13 protein-coding genes, 1 tRNA gene and 1 rRNA gene are annotated in these 19,928 nt (G+C 71.5%); 14 read left to right on the top strand and 1 reads right to left on the bottom strand.

All coding sequences use genetic code 11. The features are described 5' to 3' along the window. The 4 genes from rrf to ABZ693_RS17525 form a co-directional block, all read left to right on the top strand. Positions 1-95, top strand: a 5S ribosomal RNA gene (gene rrf, locus ABZ693_RS17540); the annotation flags it as partial. Between the two features lie 5 nt (positions 96-100). Continuing rightward, positions 101-173 (top strand) — tRNA-Thr (locus ABZ693_RS17535). Between the two features lie 156 nt (positions 174-329). Next, positions 330-737, top strand: coding sequence for a YciI family protein (locus ABZ693_RS17530; protein WP_359877616.1), 408 nt, complete (start codon positions 330-332; stop codon positions 735-737). Further along, entirely contained in the window at positions 734-1,882 is a 1,149-nt protein-coding gene (locus ABZ693_RS17525) for an RNA polymerase sigma factor (protein WP_359877613.1), read from the top strand. The genes ABZ693_RS17530 and ABZ693_RS17525 overlap by 4 nt, the downstream gene beginning before the upstream one ends. Before the next feature lie 11 nt (positions 1,883-1,893). Here ABZ693_RS17525 and ABZ693_RS17520 read toward each other — a convergent pair whose 3' ends face one another. Continuing rightward, entirely contained in the window at positions 1,894-4,545 is a 2,652-nt protein-coding gene (locus ABZ693_RS17520; RefSeq protein WP_359877610.1) for a SpoIIE family protein phosphatase, read from the bottom strand. A 263-nt stretch (positions 4,546-4,808) separates the two neighbouring features. Here ABZ693_RS17520 and ABZ693_RS17515 point away from each other — a divergent pair, with 263 nt between their 5' ends. The 10 genes from ABZ693_RS17515 (at position 4,809) to ABZ693_RS17470 (ending at position 19,921) form a co-directional block, all read left to right on the top strand. Beyond that, positions 4,809-10,307 carry a HAMP domain-containing protein gene (locus tag ABZ693_RS17515; RefSeq protein ID WP_435842450.1) on the top strand — a complete coding sequence of 1,833 codons (5,499 nt, stop codon included), beginning with the start codon at positions 4,809-4,811 and terminating at the stop codon, positions 10,305-10,307. A gap of 384 nt (positions 10,308-10,691) precedes the next feature. Further along, entirely contained in the window at positions 10,692-11,366 is a 675-nt protein-coding gene (locus ABZ693_RS17510) for a response regulator (protein ID WP_359877607.1), read from the top strand. 117 nt (positions 11,367-11,483) lie between these two features. Next, entirely contained in the window at positions 11,484-14,324 is a 2,841-nt protein-coding gene (locus tag ABZ693_RS17505; protein WP_359877604.1) for a DNA translocase FtsK, read from the top strand. 285 nt (positions 14,325-14,609) lie between these two features. Continuing rightward, positions 14,610-15,437 (top strand): helix-turn-helix domain-containing protein, encoded by an 828-nt coding sequence (locus ABZ693_RS17500; RefSeq protein ID WP_359877603.1) that lies wholly within the window; start codon positions 14,610-14,612, stop codon positions 15,435-15,437. 93 nt (positions 15,438-15,530) lie between these two features. Beyond that, complete coding sequence (gene rimO / locus ABZ693_RS17495) at positions 15,531-17,054, top strand: 30S ribosomal protein S12 methylthiotransferase RimO (protein ID WP_359877601.1); 1,524 nt, start codon at positions 15,531-15,533, stop codon at positions 17,052-17,054. Next, positions 17,051-17,725, top strand: a complete 675-nt coding sequence (pgsA, locus tag ABZ693_RS17490; RefSeq protein WP_359877598.1) for a CDP-diacylglycerol--glycerol-3-phosphate 3-phosphatidyltransferase — start codon at positions 17,051-17,053, stop codon at positions 17,723-17,725. The genes rimO and pgsA overlap by 4 nt, the downstream gene beginning before the upstream one ends. Then, positions 17,722-18,255, top strand: coding sequence for a CinA family protein (locus ABZ693_RS17485; protein WP_359877596.1), 534 nt, complete (start codon positions 17,722-17,724; stop codon positions 18,253-18,255). Before pgsA ends, ABZ693_RS17485 begins: the two co-directional genes overlap by 4 nt. 109 nt (positions 18,256-18,364) lie before the next feature. Then, a complete protein-coding gene (locus tag ABZ693_RS17480) occupies positions 18,365-18,748 on the top strand; it encodes a helix-turn-helix domain-containing protein (protein WP_359877594.1) in 384 nt (127 codons plus the stop codon). Positions 18,749-18,974: 226 nt separating this feature from the next. Then, positions 18,975-19,445 (top strand): Dps family protein, encoded by a 471-nt coding sequence (locus ABZ693_RS17475; RefSeq protein WP_359877592.1) that lies wholly within the window; start codon positions 18,975-18,977, stop codon positions 19,443-19,445. Positions 19,446-19,600: 155 nt separating this feature from the next. Then, the gene (locus ABZ693_RS17470) at positions 19,601-19,921 is read left to right on the top strand and encodes a hypothetical protein (RefSeq protein ID WP_359877589.1); all 321 of its coding nucleotides are present in this window, start codon (positions 19,601-19,603) and stop codon (positions 19,919-19,921) included. Positions 19,922-19,928: the final 7 nt, after the last annotated feature.

Raw genomic sequence — 19,928 nt, 5'->3', positions numbered from 1 at the left:
AAACGCCCGGTTACATTCCGAACCCGGAAGCTAAGCCTTTCAGCGCCGATGGTACTGCAGGGGGGACCCTGTGGGAGAGTAGGACACCGCCGAACAACCCGCCCTTTTAGCTCAGTCGGTAGAGCGTCTCCATGGTAAGGAGAAGGTCAACGGTTCGATTCCGTTAAAGGGCTCAGAGAAAAGGCCCCCGCCATCAGGCGGGGGCCTTTTTGCGTTGTCCGGGAAACTTCGTCGAAGAAAGTTCGGCGAGGATGTCGAGACCGCGTGGCCGGCTTCGTCCCAGGGGTGAGCGCGACCAGAATGGGTCGCACCGCACCAAGGAGAGCACCATGGCCAAGTACCTGCTGCTGAAGCACTACCGGGGCGCGCCGGCCTCGGTCAACGACACTCCCATGGAGCAGTGGACGCCCGAGGAGATCTCGGCCCACATGCAGTACATGAACGACTTCGCCGCCCGGCTGGAGAAGACCGGGGAATTCGTCGGCTCCCAGGCGCTCTCCCCCGAGGGGACGTTCGTCCGGTACGACGGCGAAGGACGGCCGCCGGTCACCGACGGGCCGTTCGCCGAGACGAAGGACCTCATCGCCGGGTGGATGGTGATCGACGTCGACGACTACCAGCGGGCCCTCGAACTGGCCGGGGAACTGTCCTCGGCACCCGGAGCCGGCGGCAAGCCGATCCACGAATGGCTCGAACTCCGGCCCTTCATGGGCGAGTGCCCCACCATCACCGAATGACCCCACCCATGGACGAGGCACGGCTGCGTGCTCTCACGCCGGGCGTGCTCGGCGTCCTCGTCCGCCGCGGAGCCGAGTTCGCGGCGGCCGAGGACGCCGTCCAGGACGCACTGCTCGAAGCGCTGCGGGTCTGGCCCGCCGACCCGCCCCGGGACCCCCAAGGCTGGCTCGTCACCGTCGCCTGGCACCGCTTCCTCGACGCCACCCGGGCCGACACCGCCCGCCGTCGGCGCGAGGACCGCGTCCACGAGACGCCCGCACCCGGACCCGTGTCCGCGGCCGACGACACGCTCCAGCTGTACTTCCTGTGCGCGCACCCCTCGCTGACCCCGTCGTCCGCGGTCGCCCTCACCCTGCGCGCCGTCGGCGGACTGACCACCCGCCAGATCGCCGCCGCCTACCTGGTGCCCGAGGCGACCATGGCGCAGCGGATCAGCCGGGCCAAACGCACCGTCTCCGGCGTACGGCTCGACCGGCCCGGCGACGTCGCCACCGTGCTGCGCGTCCTCTACCTGGTCTTCAACGAGGGCTACTCCGGGGACGTCGACCTCGCCGCCGAGGCCATCCGGCTCACCCGGCAGCTCGCCGCCGCGATCGACCACCCCGAGGTGGCGGGACTCCTCGCGCTCATACTGCTCCACCACGCCCGCCGGGCCGGCCGGACCGCGGCCGACGGAAGCCTGGTGCCGCTCGCCGAACAGGACCGCGGCCGCTGGGACACCGGGATGATCGCCGAAGGCGTGGCCGTACTCCAGCGTGCTCTCGCCCGCGACCGGCTCGGCGAGTTCCAGGCCCAGGCCGCCATCGCGGCCCTGCACGCCGACGCGCCCAGCACCGAGGAGACGGACTGGGTGCAGATCGTCGAGTGGTACGACGAACTCGTCCGTCTCACCGGCAGCCCCGTCGTCCGGCTCAACCGGGCCGTCGCCGTCGGCGAGGCCGACGGACCCCGCGCCGGGCTCGCGGCGCTCACCGCACTCGACGACACCCTGCCCCGGTACACCGCCGCGGCCGCCTACCTCCACGAACGCGACGGAGCCCCGAGGACCGCGGCCCGGCTGTACGCCGAGGCGGCCCGCAAGGCGACCGACCTGGCAGAGCGCGACTATCTGACCCGCCAGGCCGCCCGGCTCAACAGCCGCTGAGCCGACCCGGCTTACGGGTGGGGCTGCTCCGGGATGCGCAGGGCGAGGATTGCCATGTCGTCCGAGGCCGGAGCCTGGGCGAAGCGCTCGACCGCCCGCAGCACCCGGGCGGCGACCGCGCCGGCCGTCAGGCCCGTACACGACCTGAGGACATCGGCGAGACCGTCGTCGCCCAGCATCCGGGTGCCCTCGCGGCGCTCCGTGACGCCGTCCGTGACACACAGCAGGACATCGCCGGGATCGAGGGTGACCGTCTGCTCGTACAGCTCCAGGTCCTCCATGACGCCGAGCAGTGGCTGCGGGTCGGCCGCCGGGCGGACCGTGCCGTCCTGGCTCAGCCGGAGCGGGAGCGGATGGCCCGCGCAGACGAGCTTGAGGAGGGCCGAGCCGTCCTCAAGCGGGCGCAGCTCGCCGTACAGCAGCGTGAGGAAGCGGCTGCGGGCGCCCTCGTCGAGGATCGCCGCGTTCAGGCGCTCCAGGACGGCCGGGCCGCCGAAGCCCTCGCGGGCCAGCAGCCGCAGGGCGTGCCGGGCGAGACCGGTGACGGCCGCGGCCTCGGGGCCCGTACCGCAGACGTCGCCGATGGCGAGGCCGTACGCGCCGTCGCGGATCGGGAAGAGATCGTAGAAGTCGCCGCCGACCTCGTTGCCCTCGCCGGCCGCGCGGTAGATGACGTCGACCTCGACACCCGGGATCTCCGGGAGGCCGGGCGGCAGCAGGCTGCGCTGCAGGGACTGGCTGATGGCCACCCGCTCCGAGTAGAGGCGGGCGTTGTCCAGGGCGAGCGCGGCCCGGCGGGACAGGTCCTCGGCCAGCTCCAGGCTCTCCTGGCGGAAGTGGTCGTCGGAGGGCCGGCCCAGCGTCAGCATGCCGATGACGCGGTTGCGGGCCACCAGCGGCAGCACCACGGTCTCGCCCCCGACGGCCGTCGCCGTGGTGAGGGCGTGGTCGATGCCGGAGGAGACCGGGCTGCCGCGGCCGTCGAGCTCGCGCATCGAGACGCTCAGCGCGGCGCGGTGGGCGGCCTCGCCCGGGGCCGTCCAGACCCGGGCGCCGGGCGTCGTCACCGGGTCGGGCGGGGCGATCGACAGGAGCAGCGCCTTCACCCCGTCGATCTGGTCCTCGTCCTCATGCAGGACATACGACAGATTCGGGTCCGACGTCTGCTCGGCGATCGTGTAGACGGCGCACCAGGTGGCCAGCGTCGGGACCGTCATCTGGGCCATCAGGGCCAGCGTCTGGTCCCGGTCGAGGGTGCCGGCCAGCAGGTCGGAGGCCTCGACGAGGAAGCTGAGGGAGCCGCGGCGGAGCCGTTCCAGTTCGCCGAGGCGGGCGGACTCCACGGCCAGGGCGATGCGGTCCGCGGCGAACTGGAGGCGCAGGGCCTCCTCGTTGGAGTAGCGGTCGGCGCTCTCGGCGGCGACGCCGAGAGAACCGGTGAGCCGGCCCTCGACCTTCAGCGGGACCGTGACGACCGAGCGCATGCCGGTGCCTTCGAGGAGGGGTACGGCGCCGGGGACGGCGGCGAGGTCCTCGTGGACGGCGGGCATCCGGGCGGAGCCGTAGCGGCTGGCGCCGGTCTCGACCGGGACGCGCGCGAAGCGCTGGCGGGCGGAGGGCAGGCCCGTGGTGGCCCGTACCTCCAGCTCGGTCTCGTCGTCGGTGGCCAGGAGCAGGAAGGCGGCGTCGCCGTCGAGCATGTCGCGGGCGCGTTCGACCGTGCGCTGGAGGAGGCCGTCGAGGTCCTCGGGGGCCGGGGAGCCGATGAAGACCTCGAAGGGGTCGACGGAGGCGCGGTCCTTCGGACCGGGTTCGGTGCCGGCGGCGCGCTGCGGGGTCTGCAGGACCGCGCGCTCGAACTCACGGACGAGGAGGCACACGGTGGACGGCTCGCCCTCGGCGTCGCGCACCCGGAGGTGCGAGGCGTAGACCGGGACGACCCGGCCGTCGGCGCAGCGGATGCCGTAGCTGCCCTCCCAGCGGGACAGCCGCAGTGCCTCGGCGAGGCCGGTGGCGATGCCGGGGGTGTGCGGCCAGGCGGCGAGATCGCCCAGCGGCTTGCCGACGACCTGCTCCGATTCGTAGCCGAAGATCTCCCCGGCGTCCTCGTTCCAGGCGGCGACGGCGCCGTCGGCGTCGAGCTGGACGACGGCGACGCGGACGCGGCTGTCGGTGCGGGGGAGTAGCCGGTCGGGCAGGAGAGGGCCCGCGGAGCGGGTGCCGACGGGGCGTTCGGGCAGGTCGAGGTGGAACCAGACGTGCTTGTGGGTGGGGGCGTAGTCGACGCCCCAGCGGGTGGCGAGGGCGGCGCACAGCAGAAGGCCCCGGCCGTTCTCGCGGTCGGGGCTGCCGGGCGTCCGGCTCTGCTGGACGGGGATCTCACGTTCGGGGTAGCGGTCGGCGACCTCGATGCGGACGCCGTCGTCGTGGCGCAGGCACAGGACGTCGGCCGAGGTGCCGGCGTGGATGACGGCGTTGGTGACGAGTTCGCTGGTCAGGACGACGGCGTCGTCGACGACCTCGGCGTATCCCCAGCCCTGCAGGGTGTCCCGGACGAAGGCGCGGGCGGTCGCGACGGACCGCCCGGCGGGTTCGAAACTGGCGGCCGCCCGAGCGGTGATCACTGAACTCCTCGTACGCGTCTCGACGCCCGGCTCTGCCATGGTCGGTGTGCCCTCCCGCTGCCCGTGCTCACGTTCCGCCGTCCCGCTCCCGCCGGGTGGACCGGGGCGGGTTGGACAGCCGGATGCCAGGTTACTTACCTTCGCTGTCCCCGCGGATGCCGGTCGCTCAATCGCGTCCCTCGGACGTGGGGACCTTGTGCGAAGCCGCCGGACTGTTATCGCCTGGTCCGGACCCGGTGAAACACTGGGCAGGCAGTAGCGAGAAAACGTACGGTCCGTTCGACCCCCTCGGGAGGGACACGGTGGAGTCTGGCACGACGACGCGGCGCGGTGGCGGTGCGCGGGCGAAGGGCGGCGGGCGGCCCGGGGGCAGGGGGACGGTGGAGGTCGACGAGGCCGCGCTGCAGCGGCTGCTGGCCGCGCTGGCGTCGATGCGGGACGGCAATTTCCGCAAGCGGCTGACGGTCTCCGGCGACGGGATCATGACCGAGATCGCCGCCGTGTTCAACGAGGTCGCGGACCGGCAGACGCATCTGACCGGGGAGCTGTCGCGGGTGCGCCGGGTGGTGGGCCGCGAGGGCAAGCTGTCGGAGCGGCTGGACACCGGGGCCGGCGAGGGGGCCTGGGCGTCGGCGATCGACGCGGCGAACGCGCTGGTGGACGAGCTGGCGCGGCCCGTCTCCGAGGTCGGGCGGGTGCTGTCGGCGGTGGCCGACGGTGATCTGGGGCAGCGGATGGAGCTGCGCTCGGAGGGCGCCGACGGGACGACGCGGCCGCTGCGCGGCGAGTTCCTGAAGGTCGCCCGTACCGTGAACAACCTGGTCGACCAGCTGTCGGTGTTCGCGGACGAGGTGACCCGGGTCGCCCTGGAGGTCGGCACCGACGGCATCCTGGGCGGGCAGGCGCAGGTGCGCGGGATGTCGGGTTCGTGGAAGGACCTCACGGACTCGGTCAACACCATGGCGAACCAGCTGACCGCGCAGGTGCGGGACATCGCCCTGGTCACGACGGCGGTGGCCAACGGCGATCTGTCGCAGAAGGTCACCGCGAACGTGGCCGGCGAGATGCTGGCGCTCAAGAACACGGTCAACCGGATGGTGGACCAGCTCTCGTCGTTCTCCTCCGAAGTGACGCGGGTGGCCCGCGAGGTGGGTACGGAGGGCGAGCTGGGCGGCCAGGCCGAGGTGGCCGGGGTAGCCGGCGTGTGGAAGGACCTCACCGACTCCGTCAACACGATGGCGGGAAATCTGACCAATCAGGTGAGAGGAATCGCGGAGGTCACCACCGCCGTCGCCAATGGCGACCTTTCGCAGAAGGTGCAGGTCTCGGCGCGCGGCGAGATCGCCCAGCTCGCGGACACCATCAACCAGATGACGGAGACGCTGCGCACCTTCGCGGACGAGGTGACGCGTGTGTCCGGCGAGGTCGGCGCGCAGGGTCTGCTCGGAGGCCAGGCGCAGGTGCCGGGCGCGGCGGGCACCTGGAAGGACCTCACCGACTCGGTCAACACCGTCTTCCGCAACATCACCACGCAGGTGCGGGACATCGCGACGGTGACGACGGCGGTCGCCAACGGTGACCTGTCGCAGAAGGTCACCGTGGACGTGGCCGGCGAGATGCTGGAGCTGAAGAACACCGTCAACACGATGGTCGACCAGCTGTCCGCGTTCGGTTCCGAGGTGACCCGGGTGGCGCGGGAGGTCGGCGTCGAGGGTCTGCTGGGCGGTCAGGCGCAGGTGCCGGGCGCGGCGGGGACGTGGAAGGACCTCACGGACTCCGTGAACACGGCCTTCCGTAACCTGACGGGCCAGGTGCGGGACATCGCCCAGGTGACGACGGCGGTCGCCAACGGTGACCTGTCGCAGAAGGTCACGGTCGACGTGGCCGGCGAGATGCTGGAGCTGAAGAACACCGTCAACACCATGGTGTCGCAGCTGTCGTCGTTCGCCGACCAGGTGACGCGGATGGCGCGGGACGTGGGCACCGAGGGACGGCTGGGCGGTCAGGCCCGGGTGGACGGCGTGTCCGGGCGGTGGCGCGAGCTGACCGACTCCGTGAACTTCATGGCCGGCAACCTGACGTCGCAGGTACGGCAGATCGCCCAGGTGACGACGGCGGTGGCGCGCGGTGACCTGTCGCAGAAGATCGACGTGGACGCGCGCGGGGAGATCCTGGAGCTGAAGAACACCATCAACACGATGGTGGACCAGCTCTCCGCGTTCGCGGACCAGGTGACCCGGGTGGCCCGCGAGGTGGGCACCGAAGGCCGGCTGGGCGGACAGGCGCAGGTGCCGGGCGTCGCCGGTGTGTGGCGGGACCTCACCGACTCGGTGAACGGCATGGCCGGCAACCTCACCGACCAGGTGCGCAACATCGCGCAGGTCGCGACCGCCGTGGCGCGCGGCGACCTGTCGCAGAAGATCGACGTGGACGCGCGCGGGGAGATCCTCGAGCTCAAGAACACCCTCAACACGATGGTGGACCAGCTCTCCAGCTTTGCCGAGCAGGTGACGCGCGTGGCCCGCGAGGTGGGCACGGAGGGCATCCTGGGCGGTCAGGCCGAGGTGCAGGGAGTCTCCGGCACCTGGAAGGACCTCACCCAGTCGGTGAACATGATGGCGAACAACCTGACCTTCCAGGTCCGGAACATCGCCGAGGTCACCACCGCCGTGGCGCGCGGCGACCTGTCGCGGAAGATCACCGTCGACGCCAAGGGCGAGATCCTGGAGCTGGTGACGACCGTCAACACGATGGTCGACCAGCTGTCCAACTTCGCCGCCGAGGTGACCCGGGTGGCCCGTGAGGTGGGTACCGAGGGCATCCTCGGCGGGCAGGCCCGGGTGAGCGGCGTGACCGGCATCTGGAAGGACCTGAGCGACAACGTCAACCTGATGGCCAACAACCTCACCTATCAGGTGCGCAACATCTCCCGGGTCTCGGCGGCCGTCGCCAACGGCGATCTGACGAAGAAGGTGACGGTCGAGGCGCGCGGCGAGGTCGCCGAACTCGCCGACACCGTCAACACGATGGTGACGACCCTGTCGTCGTTCGCCGACGAGGTGACCCGCGTCGCCCGTGAGGTGGGCACGGAGGGCGAGCTGGGCGGCCAGGCGCGCGTCCCCGGCGTCTCGGGCACCTGGAAGGACCTCACCGACTCGGTGAACTCGATGGCCGACAACCTGACGGGCCAGGTGCGCCAGATCGCCGCCGTCACGACCGCCATCGCCAAGGGCGATCTGACCAAGAAGATCGACATCGACGCGCGCGGGGAGATCCTCCAGCTGAAGAGCACCATCAACACGATGGTCGACCAGCTCTCCAACTTCGCGGAGGAACTCACCCGGGTGGCCCGCGAGGTGGGTACCGAGGGCATCCTCGGCGGCCAGGCCCGGGTCCGGGACGTCGACGGCACCTGGCGGGACCTGACCGTGTCGGTCAACGAGATGGCCGGGAACCTGACCCGGCAGGTGCGGGCCATCGCGAAGGTCGCCACCGCGGTGACCCGCGGCGACCTCAACCTCAAGATCGACGGTGTGGACGCGGCCGGGGAGATCCAGGCCCTCCAGGAAAACATCAACACCATGATCGCCAACCTGCGCGACACCACCCTCGCCAACGAGGAGCAGGACTGGCTGAAGGGCAATCTGGCCCGTATCTCCGCCCTCATGCAGGGCCGCCGCGACCTGAAGGACGTCGCCTCGCTCATCATGAGCGAGCTGACCCCGGTGGTCTCGGCGCAGCACGGCGCCTTCTTCGTCGCCACCCCGCTCGGCGCCGCCCACAGCGACACCGAACCCGTGGGGGAGGGCGAAGGGGAGTACGAGCTGCGCATGCGCGGCAGTTACGGCTACTCGGCCGGCACCATGCCGACGACCTTCCGGCCCGGCGAGACGCTCATCGGCACGGCCGCCGAGGAGAAGCGGAGCATCCACGTCAACGTACCGCCGGGCTATCTGAAGATCTCGTCCGGACTGGGCGAGGCCGCCCCGGCCCATGTGATCGTGCTGCCGGTGCTGTTCGAGGGCCGGGTGCTCGGCGTGATCGAGCTGGCGTCCTTCCAGCCGTTCACCCACATCCAGCGCGACTTCCTCAACCAGATCGCCGAGCTGATCGCCACCACCGTCAACACCATCAGCGTCAACACCCGTACAGAGGTGCTGCTCAAGCAGTCGCAGGAGCTGACCGAGCAGCTGAAGGAGCGGTCGGGCGAGCTGGAGAACCGGCAGAAGGAGCTGCAGAACTCCAACGCGGAGCTGGAGGAGAAGGCCGCGCTGCTGGCCCGCCAGAACCGCGACATCGAGGTGAAGAACACCGAGATCGAGGAGGCCCGGCAGGTCCTGGAGGAGCGGGCCGAACAGCTCGCCGTCTCCATGCGCTACAAGTCCGAGTTCCTCGCCAACATGTCGCACGAGCTGCGCACCCCGCTCAACTCGCTGCTGATCCTGGCGAAGCTGCTCGCCGACAACGCCGACGGCAATCTGACGCACAAGCAGATCGAGTTCGCCGACACCATCCACGGCGCCGGGTCCGACCTGCTCCAGCTGATCAACGACATCCTCGACCTGTCGAAGGTCGAGGCCGGCAAGATGGACGTGTCGCCGACCCGGATCGCGCTCGTCCAGCTCGTCGACTACGTGGAGGCCACGTTCCGGCCGCTCACGGCGGAGAAGGGGCTCGACTTCTCGGTGCGGGTCTCGCCCGAGCTGCCCGCCACCCTGCACACCGACGAGCAGCGGCTGCTCCAGGTGCTGCGCAACCTGCTGTCGAACGCGGTGAAGTTCACCGCCAGCGGAGCCGTCGAGCTGGTCATCCGCCCGGCCGGCGCGGACGTGCCGCAGTCGATCCGCGAACAGATGCTGGAGGCCGGGACGCTGCGCGACGCGGACGCCGACCTGATCGCCTTCTCGGTGACGGACACCGGCATCGGCATCGCCGAGAGCAAGATGCTGGTCATCTTCGAGGCGTTCAAGCAGGCCGACGGCACCACCAGCCGCAAGTACGGCGGGACCGGCCTCGGCCTGTCCATCAGCCGGGAGATCGCCCGGCTGCTCGGCGGCGAGATCCACGCGGCGAGCGAGCCCGGCCGAGGCTCGACCTTCACCCTCTACCTGCCGCTGTGCCCGACCGAGTCCGCGCACGCGGGCGCCGGGCAGGACCACGACCAGGACGAGGACCACGAGCGGCGGGGCCGGGACGCCGCGCTCGGATACGCGGACGAGGACGGTTTCGCCGAGGGCCTGGCGCACTTCGCGCCGGCGCCCGCGCCCGGCGAGCTCCGCTCGGGCGCCGGCGCGCTGTTCCGGCACCGCCGGGCGGCGGCCCCGAAGCGGGCGCAGCTGCCCGGGCAGGCCGGCAAGGAGGCGCCGGCGCCGCAGGGCGGGGAGCACGCGGGTCGGGAACCGCGGCCGGAGTTCTCGTTCTGCGGCGAGAAGGTGCTGATCGTCGACGACGACGTCCGCAACGTGTTCGCGCTCACCAGCGTCCTGGAGCAGAACGGCCTCGCGGTGCTGTACGCCGAGAACGGGCGCGAGGGCGTCGAGGTCCTGGAACAGCACGAGGACGTGTCCGTGGTGCTGATGGACATCATGATGCCGGAGATGGACGGGTACGCGACGACCACCGCGATCCGGCGGATGCCGCAGTTCGCCGGGCTGCCGATCATCGCGCTGACCGCCAAGGCGATGCAGGGCGACCGCGAGAAGGCGATCGAGTGCGGGGCCTCGGACTACGTCACCAAGCCGGTGGACCCGGACCATCTGCTGACGGTCATGGAGCGGTGGATGCGGGGCGAGGGGCACTGAGCCGGGTCCCGTCCGGAGCCGGAGGGGACCGCGCCCGGGGCCGTACGGACGCCGGGGCGGGGCTGTCGCGCCCCGCCCCGCGACCGCTTGCCGGCCGTTCCGCGGACGTCCGCCGGACCTCTGCCCCGGGCCCGCCGGATGTTCCGCGCGGGACTTTTGGCGACACCGGGAACCTTCCGGGCTCCCGCCGCGTTCGACATACGGGCACGGGTCTGCGTGCTCTGTGACATCGCGGTGACAGGGTGTGGCGATGGGTGGGGTGCGGCTACGATGACCGGCACAAGGACGGACGGCGTGTGGGAGTCGTCTTCTGGGGCGGCGCCCGGTGCTTCCCCCGGCTCGCGGAGCCGGAGCGAGCCAGTGCCGGGGCGAGGAGGACGAGGCATGGTGCAGAAGGCCAAGATCCTCCTGGTCGATGACCGGCCGGAGAATCTGCTGGCGTTGGAGGCCATTCTCTCCGCGCTCGATCAGACCCTGGTCCGGGCATCGTCCGGGGAGGAAGCGCTCAAGGCGCTGCTGACCGACGACTTCGCGGTCATTCTGCTGGACGTCCAGATGCCCGGCATGGACGGGTTCGAGACGGCCGCGCACATCAAGCGGCGGGAGCGGACCCGGGACATCCCGATCATCTTCCTCACCGCCATCAACCACGGCCCCCACCACACCTTCCGCGGGTACGCGGCGGGCGCCGTCGACTACATCTCCAAGCCGTTCGACCCGTGGGTGCTGCGCGCCAAGGTGTCGGTCTTCGTGGAGCTGTACATGAAGAACTGTCAGCTCCGCGAACAGGCCGCGCTGCTCCGGCTCCAGTTGGAGGGCGGCGGCCCCGGCGGGCAGACCAAGGAGTCCGCGGGCCTGCTCGCCGAACTGTCCGCGCGGCTCGCCGCCGTCGAGGAACAGGCCGAGGCGCTGTCCAAACAGCTCGACGACGACTCCGCCGACGCGGCGGCCGTCGCCACCGCCGCGCACCTGGAGCGCAAGCTCACCGGACTGCGCCGGGCCCTCGACGCGCTGGAGCCGGGCACCGGCGGCACCGCCGTTCTGCCGTCGCAGAACTGACGAAAGGTCACTCCGCGGGCGCCCGTCGTGAACGGGTGTCAGTTTCGCGCCCGATACGGCACGACACGAACGGGTGAGCGTGTTTTCCGGGCGGTGCGCACCGGTAACCTCAGCACCATGGCCTCACGTACGTCCGGCAAGGGTTCCCAGGGCACGGCGGGCACCGCGAAGCCGCGCGCCGGCCGTACGACCGGCGCCGCGAAGAAAGCGGCGCCCGGAAAGTCCCCTGGAAAGCCGCCCGCCAAGTCCGCCACCGGTTCCACCGCCAAGCCGCCCGCGAAGAAGGCGCCCGCCAAGAAGGCAGCGCCCGCCAAGCGCGCGCCCGCCAAGAAGGCACCGGCGAAGAAGCCCGCACCCCGGCCCGCGCCGTCTCCCACCGGCGGCATCTACCGCCTGGTGCGCGGACTCGGGCGCGGAATCGGCGGGTTGTTCCGGCACGTGGGGCGAGGCGCCAAGGGCCTCGACCCGGCGCACCGCAAGGACGGACTCGCGCTGCTGCTGATCGGGCTCGCCCTGGTCGTCGCCGCCGGCACCTGGTCCAACCTCCAAGGACCCGTCGGCGACCTGGTGGAGATGCTCGTCACCGGCTCCTTCGGACGGCTCGACCTGCTCGTCCCGCTGCTGCTCGGCGCGATCGGCGTCCGGCTGCTGCTCTATCCGCAGCGGCCGGAGGCCAACGGACGGATCGTCATCGGCCTGTCCGCGCTGGCCATCGGCATTCTCGGGCAGGTGCACATCGCGTGCGACTCGCCCGGCCGCGGCGACGGCACCAAAGCCATGCAGGACGCCGGCGGCCTGATCGGCTGGGCCGCGTCCAAGCCCCTCGTCTTCATGATGGGCGAGGTCCTGGCGGTACCGCTGCTCCTGCTGCTCACCCTCTTCGGCCTGCTCGTCGTCACCGCCACCCCCGTCAACGCCATCCCGCAGCGGCTGCGCGCGCTCGGCGCCCGGCTCGGCGTCGTCGAACCCGCCTACGACCCCGACGCGGACCCGTACGACGTGTACGGCGACGAGTGGCGCGACGACGAACCCCGGCCGGCCCGTTCGTCCCGCCGCCGGCCGGCCGGCCCCGGGAACGGCGTCGAATCCGACCCGGACCAGGCGGAGGCCGAGGCCCTGGAGCGGCGCGGCCGGCGCCGTACCCCGCCCGCGTCCGCGTTCGACACCGGCGGGCTCGACCCGGTCGACGTGGCCGCCGCGGCGGCCGCCGCGCTCGACGGCGCGGTCCTCAACGGCATGCCGCCGTCCCCGCTGGTCGCCGACCTCACCCGGGACCTCACCGCCGACCGGGCCGCCGCCGTGGCCGCGGCCGCCGCCGAGGCGACGGGGGAGACCCCGGCCCCCGCGGCGTCCGTGCCGGGCGCGCGCGGCGGCAAGCGGCGCGCCCCCGAGGACCGCGGCGGCGCGGTGCCCGACCTGACCAAGCCGGCGCCCGAGCCGACCGACCTGCCCGCGCGGGCCGAACAGCTCCAGCTCGCCGGGGACATCACGTACTCCCTGCCCTCCATGGACCTGCTGGAGCGCGGCGGCCCGGGCAAGACGCGCAGCGCGGCCAACGACGTCGTCGTCGAGTCGCTCACCAACGTCTTCGCGGAGTTCAAGGTCGACGCGGCCGTCACCGGCTTCACCCGCGGCCCGACGGTCACCCGCTACGAGGTCGAACTGGGCCCGGCCGTCAAGGTCGAGAAGATCACCGCGCTCACCAAGAACATCGCGTACGCCGTGGCCAGCCCCGACGTCCGGATCATCTCGCCCATCCCCGGCAAGTCCGCCGTTGGCATCGAGATCCCGAACACCGACCGGGAGATGGTCAACCTCGGCGACGTCCTGCGGCTCGCGGAGGCGGCCGAGGACGACCACCCGATGCTGGTGGCGCTCGGCAAGGACGTCGAGGGCGGCTACGTGATGGCCAACCTGGCGAAGATGCCGCACATCCTGGTCGCCGGCGCCACCGGCTCCGGCAAGTCCTCGTGCATCAACTGCCTGATCACGTCGGTGATGATAAGAGCGACCCCGGACGACGTCCGGATGGTGCTCGTCGACCCCAAGCGGGTCGAACTGACCGCGTACGAGGGCATCCCGCACCTCATCACGCCGATCATCACCAACCCCAAGAAGGCCGCCGAGGCGCTCCAGTGGGTCGTGCGCGAGATGGACCTGCGCTACGACGACCTCGCCGCCTTCGGTTTCCGGCACATCGACGACTTCAACCAGGCGATCCGCGACGGCAAGGTGAAACCGCCGCCGGGCAGCGAGCGCGAACTGCAGCCCTACCCGTACCTGCTGGTGATCGTCGACGAGCTGGCCGACCTGATGATGGTCGCGCCGCGCGACGTCGAGGACGCGATCGTCCGTATCACCCAGCTGGCCCGCGCGGCCGGCATCCACCTCGTGCTCGCCACCCAGCGGCCCTCGGTGGACGTCGTCACCGGTCTGATCAAGGCGAACGTGCCGTCCCGGCTCGCCTTCGCCACCTCCTCGCTCGCCGACAGCCGCGTCATCCTCGACCAGCCCGGCGCCGAGAAGCTGATCGGCAAGGGCGACGGCCTGTTCCTGCCGATGGGCGCGAACAAGCCCGTCCGGATGCAGGGCGCCTTCGTCACCGAGGCCGAGGTCGCCACGATCGTCCGGCACTGCAAGGACCAGATGGCGCCGGTCTTCCGGGACGACGTCACCGTCGGCGGCAAGCAGAAGAAGGAGATCGACGAGGAGATCGGCGACGATCTCGACCTGCTGTGCCAGGCGGCCGAGCTGGTCGTCTCCACCCAGTTCGGCTCCACGTCCATGCTCCAGCGCAAGCTGCGGGTGGGCTTCGCGAAGGCCGGCCGGCTGATGGACTTGATGGAGTCGCGGGACATCGTGGGACCGAGCGAGGGCTCCAAGGCGCGCGACGTGCTCGTCAAACCCGACGACCTGGACGGGATCCTCGCCGTCATCCGCGGCGAGGACGCGCCGTGATCCGGCAGCCGGCCGGGCGGCCGGCCGGGCAGCCGGTACGGCGCTCACGGTGGTCGGTCCGCCGGGCGCCGTCGTCGCCCGGTTCACCGTGGCGAGATACCGCCGAGATCCATCCGTGAGGAAACCGGAGCAACCCTTTCCGGCGGTCGTACGTCCGATGAGGGGAGGGGCGGCAATGCCCCATTCCCCTGGCGTACAAACCACGCCCGCCCGGTTGCCCCACCCTTTCGTACCACCCATAGACTGAACCTCCAGCAGGTGGTTACACGCTCGAAAGGCGCTCTCGTGTCCATCGGCAACTCCCCCGAAGACGACCGGTACTTCCCGGCAGACGACCCTGAATCCATCGGTCGTGCCCTCCAGCAGGCCCGTATCGCGGCCGGTCTCACCGCCGAGGAGATCAGCACCTCCACCCGGGTACGGGTCCCGATCGTGCAGGCGATCGAGGAGGACGACTTCTCGCGCTGCGGCGGCGACGTCTACGCGCGCGGGCACATCCGTACGCTCGCGCGCGCCGTGGGGCTGGATCCGGCGCCGCTGATCGAACGGTACGACGCCGAGCACGGCGGCCGTCCCGCGCCGACCCCGGCCGCGCCGCTGTTCGAGGCGGAACGTATCCGCGCCGAGCCCCGGCGCCCCAACTGGACCGCCGCCATGGTCGCCGCGATCGTGGCCGTCGTCGGATTCGTCGGCTTCACCATGTTCAACGGCACGGACGCCCCGTCCGGCGGTTCGGCCGCCGAGGGCCCCGCCCCCGCGACCAGCGCCACCGCCCCCGCCAAGCCGAAGCCGGCCAAGCCGGCCGACCCCAAGCCCGTCCCCTCGGACAGCGCCATCGCCGCGGTCCCGCAGGACAAGGTCACCGTCAAGCTGACCGCGACCGACGACAAGAGCTGGATCTCCGCCAAGGCCCACGACGGCAAGGTGCTCTTCGACGGCCTGCTCCTGGCCGGCCAGTCCAAGACCTTCCAGGACGACGAGCGCGTCGATCTCATCCTCGGCAACGCCGGCCCGATCGAGCTGTACGTGAACGGCAAGAAGGTCGAGGACAGCTTCGAGTCCGGCCAGGTCGAGCGCCTCTCGTACACGAAGGGCGACCCCCAGGCGGGCTGATCGGGCCCTTCCCGGCGTCCCGGTCACGCCCCACGTCGCCAGGGTGAACCCTGCGCGACGAGAGCGCGGCCGGGACGAAGTAGTCTTGAGCCCATGCCCGAACGCCGTACCGTCGCCCTTGTCACTCTCGGATGCGCCCGTAACGAGGTGGACTCGGAGGAGCTCGCAGGCCGCTTGGCAGCGGACGGCTGGGAGCTCGTCGAGAACGCCGAGGAAGCGGACGTCGCCGTCGTCAACACCTGCGGCTTCGTCGAAGCCGCCAAGAAGGACTCCGTCGACGCCCTTCTCGAAGCCAATGACCTGAAGGACCACGGCCGCACCCAGGCCGTCGTCGCCGTCGGCTGCATGGCCGAGCGCTACGGCAAGGAACTCGCCGACGCGCTGCCCGAGGCCGACGGTGTGCTCGGCTTCGACGACTACGCCGACATCTCCAACCGCCTCCAGGTCATCCTCAGCGGCGGCAGCGTCGAGGCGCACACCCCGCGCGACCGGCGCTCGCTGCTCCCGCTGTCCCCCGTCGAGCGCCAGAAGGCCGCCGAGGGCGTGGCCCTGCCCGGCCACGGCACGGCGGGTGAGGCCGACCTCGCCTCCGCCGCCGAGAGCGCTCCCGCCGACCTGCCCGAGGGCCTCGCGCCCGCCTCCGGCCCGCGCGCGCCGCTGCGCCGCCGCCTGGACACCAGCCCCGTCGCCTCGGTGAAGCTGGCCTCCGGCTGCGACCGGCGCTGCTCCTTCTGCGCCATCCCGTCCTTCCGCGGCTCCTTCGTCTCGCGCCGTCCCTCCGACGTGCTGAACGAGACGCGCTGGCTCGCCGAGCAGGGCGTGAAGGAGATCATGCTGGTCTCCGAGAACAACACCTCGTACGGCAAGGACCTCGGCGACATCCGCCTCCTGGAGAGCCTGCTGCCCGAGCTGGCCGGCGTCGACGGCATCGAGCGGGTCCGGGTCAGCTACCTGCAGCCCGCCGAGATGCGCCCCGGCCTGATCGACGTGCTCACCTCCACCGACAAGGTGGTCCCGTACTTCGACCTGTCCTTCCAGCACAGCGCCCCGGACGTGCTGCGCCGGATGCGCCGCTTCGGCGACACCGACCGCTTCCTGGAGCTGCTGCGGACCATCCGGGACAAGGCCCCGACGGCCGGCGCCCGCTCCAACTTCATCGTCGGCTTCCCCGGCGAGACCGAGGCGGACTTCGCCGAGCTGGAGCGCTTCGTCACGCACGCCCGCCTCGACGCCATCGGCGTCTTCGGCTACTCCGACGAGGACGGCACCGAAGCCGCCACGTACGAGCACAAGCTGCCCCAGGACGTGGTCGACGAGCGTCTGGCGCACCTGTCGCGGCTCGCCGAGGAGCTGACCGCCCAGCGTGCGGAAGAGCGGATGGGCGAGACCCTGGAAGTACTGGTCGAGTCCTTCGACGAGGACGAGAACGACGGCGAGGGCGGCTGGATCGGCCGCGCCGCGCACCAGGCGCCCGAGACCGACGGCCAGGTGGTCCTCACGGCGGACTCGGCCGAGGGCCTGGACCTCGCTCCGGGCCGGATGGTCACGGCGAAGGTCGTCGGGACCGAGGGAGTCGACCTGGTGGTTGCGTGTCTGGACGAGGAGGCGGGCAGATGACCGGAGTCCCGGCATCCGCTACGGGCGGGACCGGAAGGCCCGCGCCCCGAGGCAAGCTGGGCGCTGCGGCCGTCAATCAGGCCAGCCTGTGGAACATCGCCAACATCCTGACCATGGTCAGGCTCGTGCTGGTGCCCGGGTTCGTACTGCTCCTGTTCCAGGACGGCGGACACGACCCGGCGTGGCGCGCCTGGGCGTGGGCGGCGTTCGCCGTCGCCATGATCACCGACGTCTTCGACGGACATCTGGCGCGGACGTACAACCTGGTCACGGACTTCGGGAAGATCGCCGACCCGATCGCGGACAAGGCGATCATGGCGGCCGGACTGATCTCGCTGTCCTTGCTCGGCGATCTGCCCTGGTGGGTGACGGCGGTGATCCTGGCACGTGAGCTCGGCATCACGCTGATGCGGTTCTGGGTGATCCGGCACGGGGTGATTCCGGCCAGCCGCGGCGGCAAGATGAAGACCCTCGCGCAGGGCACGGCGGTCGGCATGTACGTGCTCATGCTCACCGGTCCGCTCGCCACTCTGCGCTTCTGGGTGATGGCGGTGGCCGTCGTGCTGACCGTCGTCACCGGTCTGGACTATGTGCGACAGGCCGTCGTCCTGCGCCGCAGCGGTCTCGCCGCGGAGCGGGCCGCGGCGGCGGAGAGGGCCGACGCACGATGAACGAAGCCGCCCGGGTGCTGGAACTGCTCGCGGAGCGTGATCACACGCTCGCCGTAGCGGAGTCCCTCACGGGCGGCCTGGTGGCGGCCGAGCTGACCGGGGTGCCGGGCGCGTCCCGGAGCTTCCTCGGCTCGGTCACCGCCTACGCCACTCCGCTCAAGGAGCGGCTGCTCGGGGTCGACGGGGCCCTGCTCGCGGAGCGGGGCGCGGTCGATGCGGAGGTCGCGCTGCAGATGGCGGCCGGTGTACGGGCCCTGCTCGGAGCCGACTGGGGCATCGCGACGACGGGGGTGGCGGGACCCGACCCGCAGGACGGGCAGCCGGTGGGGACGGTGTACGTGGCCGTCGCCGGGCCGGGGGAGTCCGGTACGGGATCGGGGAACGTGGCCGCACTGCGGTTGAACGGCGGACGAGCGGACATCCGTACAGAGAGTGTACGGAGCGTGCTCGCCCTCCTGCGGGCCCGCCTCGACGGCGAACAGCCGGGAAATGCGCGGGCACAGGATACGGAACAGAACGGGGGAGATTGATGTTTGCAGCCATGAGTGAACACGACATCGCTCCCCGCACGGCCGCGTCGCGAGGCGGTACGGTGGGGCGTGAAGGATGCGGCTACGCGGTCCGAGGAGGGAGCCACCGATGATTCTGCTCCGTCGCCTGCTGGGTGACGTGCTGCGTCGGCAGCGCCAGCGCCAGGGCCGTACTCTGCGCGAAGTCTCCTCGTCCGCCCGAGTCTCACTCGGCTATCTCTCCGAGGTGGAGCGGGGGCAGAAGGAGGCTTCCTCCGAGCTGCTCTCCGCGATCTGCGACGCGCTGGACGTACGGATGTCCGAGCTCATGCGCGAAGTGAGCGACGAGCTGTCGCTGGCCGAACTGGCCGCGTCGGCCGCCGCGAGCGAACCGGTGCCGGCGCCGGTGCGACCCATGCTCAATTCGGTGTCGGTGACGTCGGTGGGCGGTGTGCCCACCGAGCGGGTGACCATCAAGGCGCCCGCGAAGGCCGTCGACGTCGTCGCCGCCTGACACCACCGGAACGGTCCGAAGCCCCGGACGGTGCCCTCACGAGGGTGCCGGCCGGGGCTTCTGCCTTTGCCGGTTCGGCACTTCGTGCACTGATCGGCGGGTTTGGTTTGAGATGCCGGATTCGGGTGAGGCGTGCCATGGTGAGGGGACATGCGGTATACGGCGCGGGTCATGTGCCGTATGCGCCATGCGATGCGCCACTCGCGCGACCGAATGGAGAACCGGAATGTCCGTCGTGAAGAGCCCGCTGTCCGAGACCGCCCTCAAGACGGTCGGCGGCGCGCTGCAGGGCGCGCTCGTCGACCTGGTCGATCTGTCGCTGGTGGCCAAGCAGATCCACTGGAACGTGGTCGGCCCCCGCTTCAGCTCCGTGCACCTCCAGCTCGACGAGGTGGTCGCGACCGCCCGTACGCACTCGGACATCGTGGCCGAGCGCGCCACGGCGATCGGGTGGAACCCGGACGGGCGGGCGGCGACGGTGGCGTCCGGGAGTGCGATCCCGACCGTGGCCGAGGGCTGGATCAAGGACGTGGACGCGGTCCGGACCATGGTGGAGGCGCTGGGCGTGGTGGTCGCGCGGATGCGGGAGCGGATCGACGCGACCGGCGACCCGGACCCGGTGAGCCAGGACATCCTGATCGCGCTCACGGCGGACCTCGAGAAGCACTCCTGGATGTACCAGGCGGAGAGCGCCTGACCGTGCCGGCGTACGGGCCGGAGCCGGAGCCGGCGGTGAGGGCGGTGCCGGGGACGGCGGGGCCGGTGATACGCGGTGCGTGCGCCGGGCCTGCCTCCTGTGCGCCCTCCCGCCCGGTGATCCCGCGGGGCTAGCGTCGAGCGGAGGAGGCGGCCATGGTACGGCGACGGGTTCCGCTGGTGACGCTCATGCTGATCGCGGCCGGACTGGTGGCCGGAGGGCTCTGGTGGTGGGCGGCGCTGCGCCTGCTGCTGGTGCCGGGGGAGACCGGGCCGGTCGAGGGGGTGGTGGCCGCGGGTGGCTGGGGGCTGAGCCTGCTGCCCGTACACGTGGCCGCCTCCTCCGGACGGCGCAACGCCGCGGCGGCGCGGGCGGCCGGTGTCGCCGCGGCCGGTCCGCCTGAGGGCGCCGACGCCGTGGAGGCGCCCGCGCAGGCCGCCGAGAAGCCCGGGACATCCGAGCGCGGCCTCTGGTGAGGCGTGG

The sequence above is a fragment of the Streptomyces laurentii genome, assembly GCF_040635425.1.
Classification (GTDB): domain Bacteria; phylum Actinomycetota; class Actinomycetes; order Streptomycetales; family Streptomycetaceae; genus Streptomyces; species Streptomyces laurentii.
This window is presented reverse-complemented; position numbering and strand designations above follow the sequence as displayed.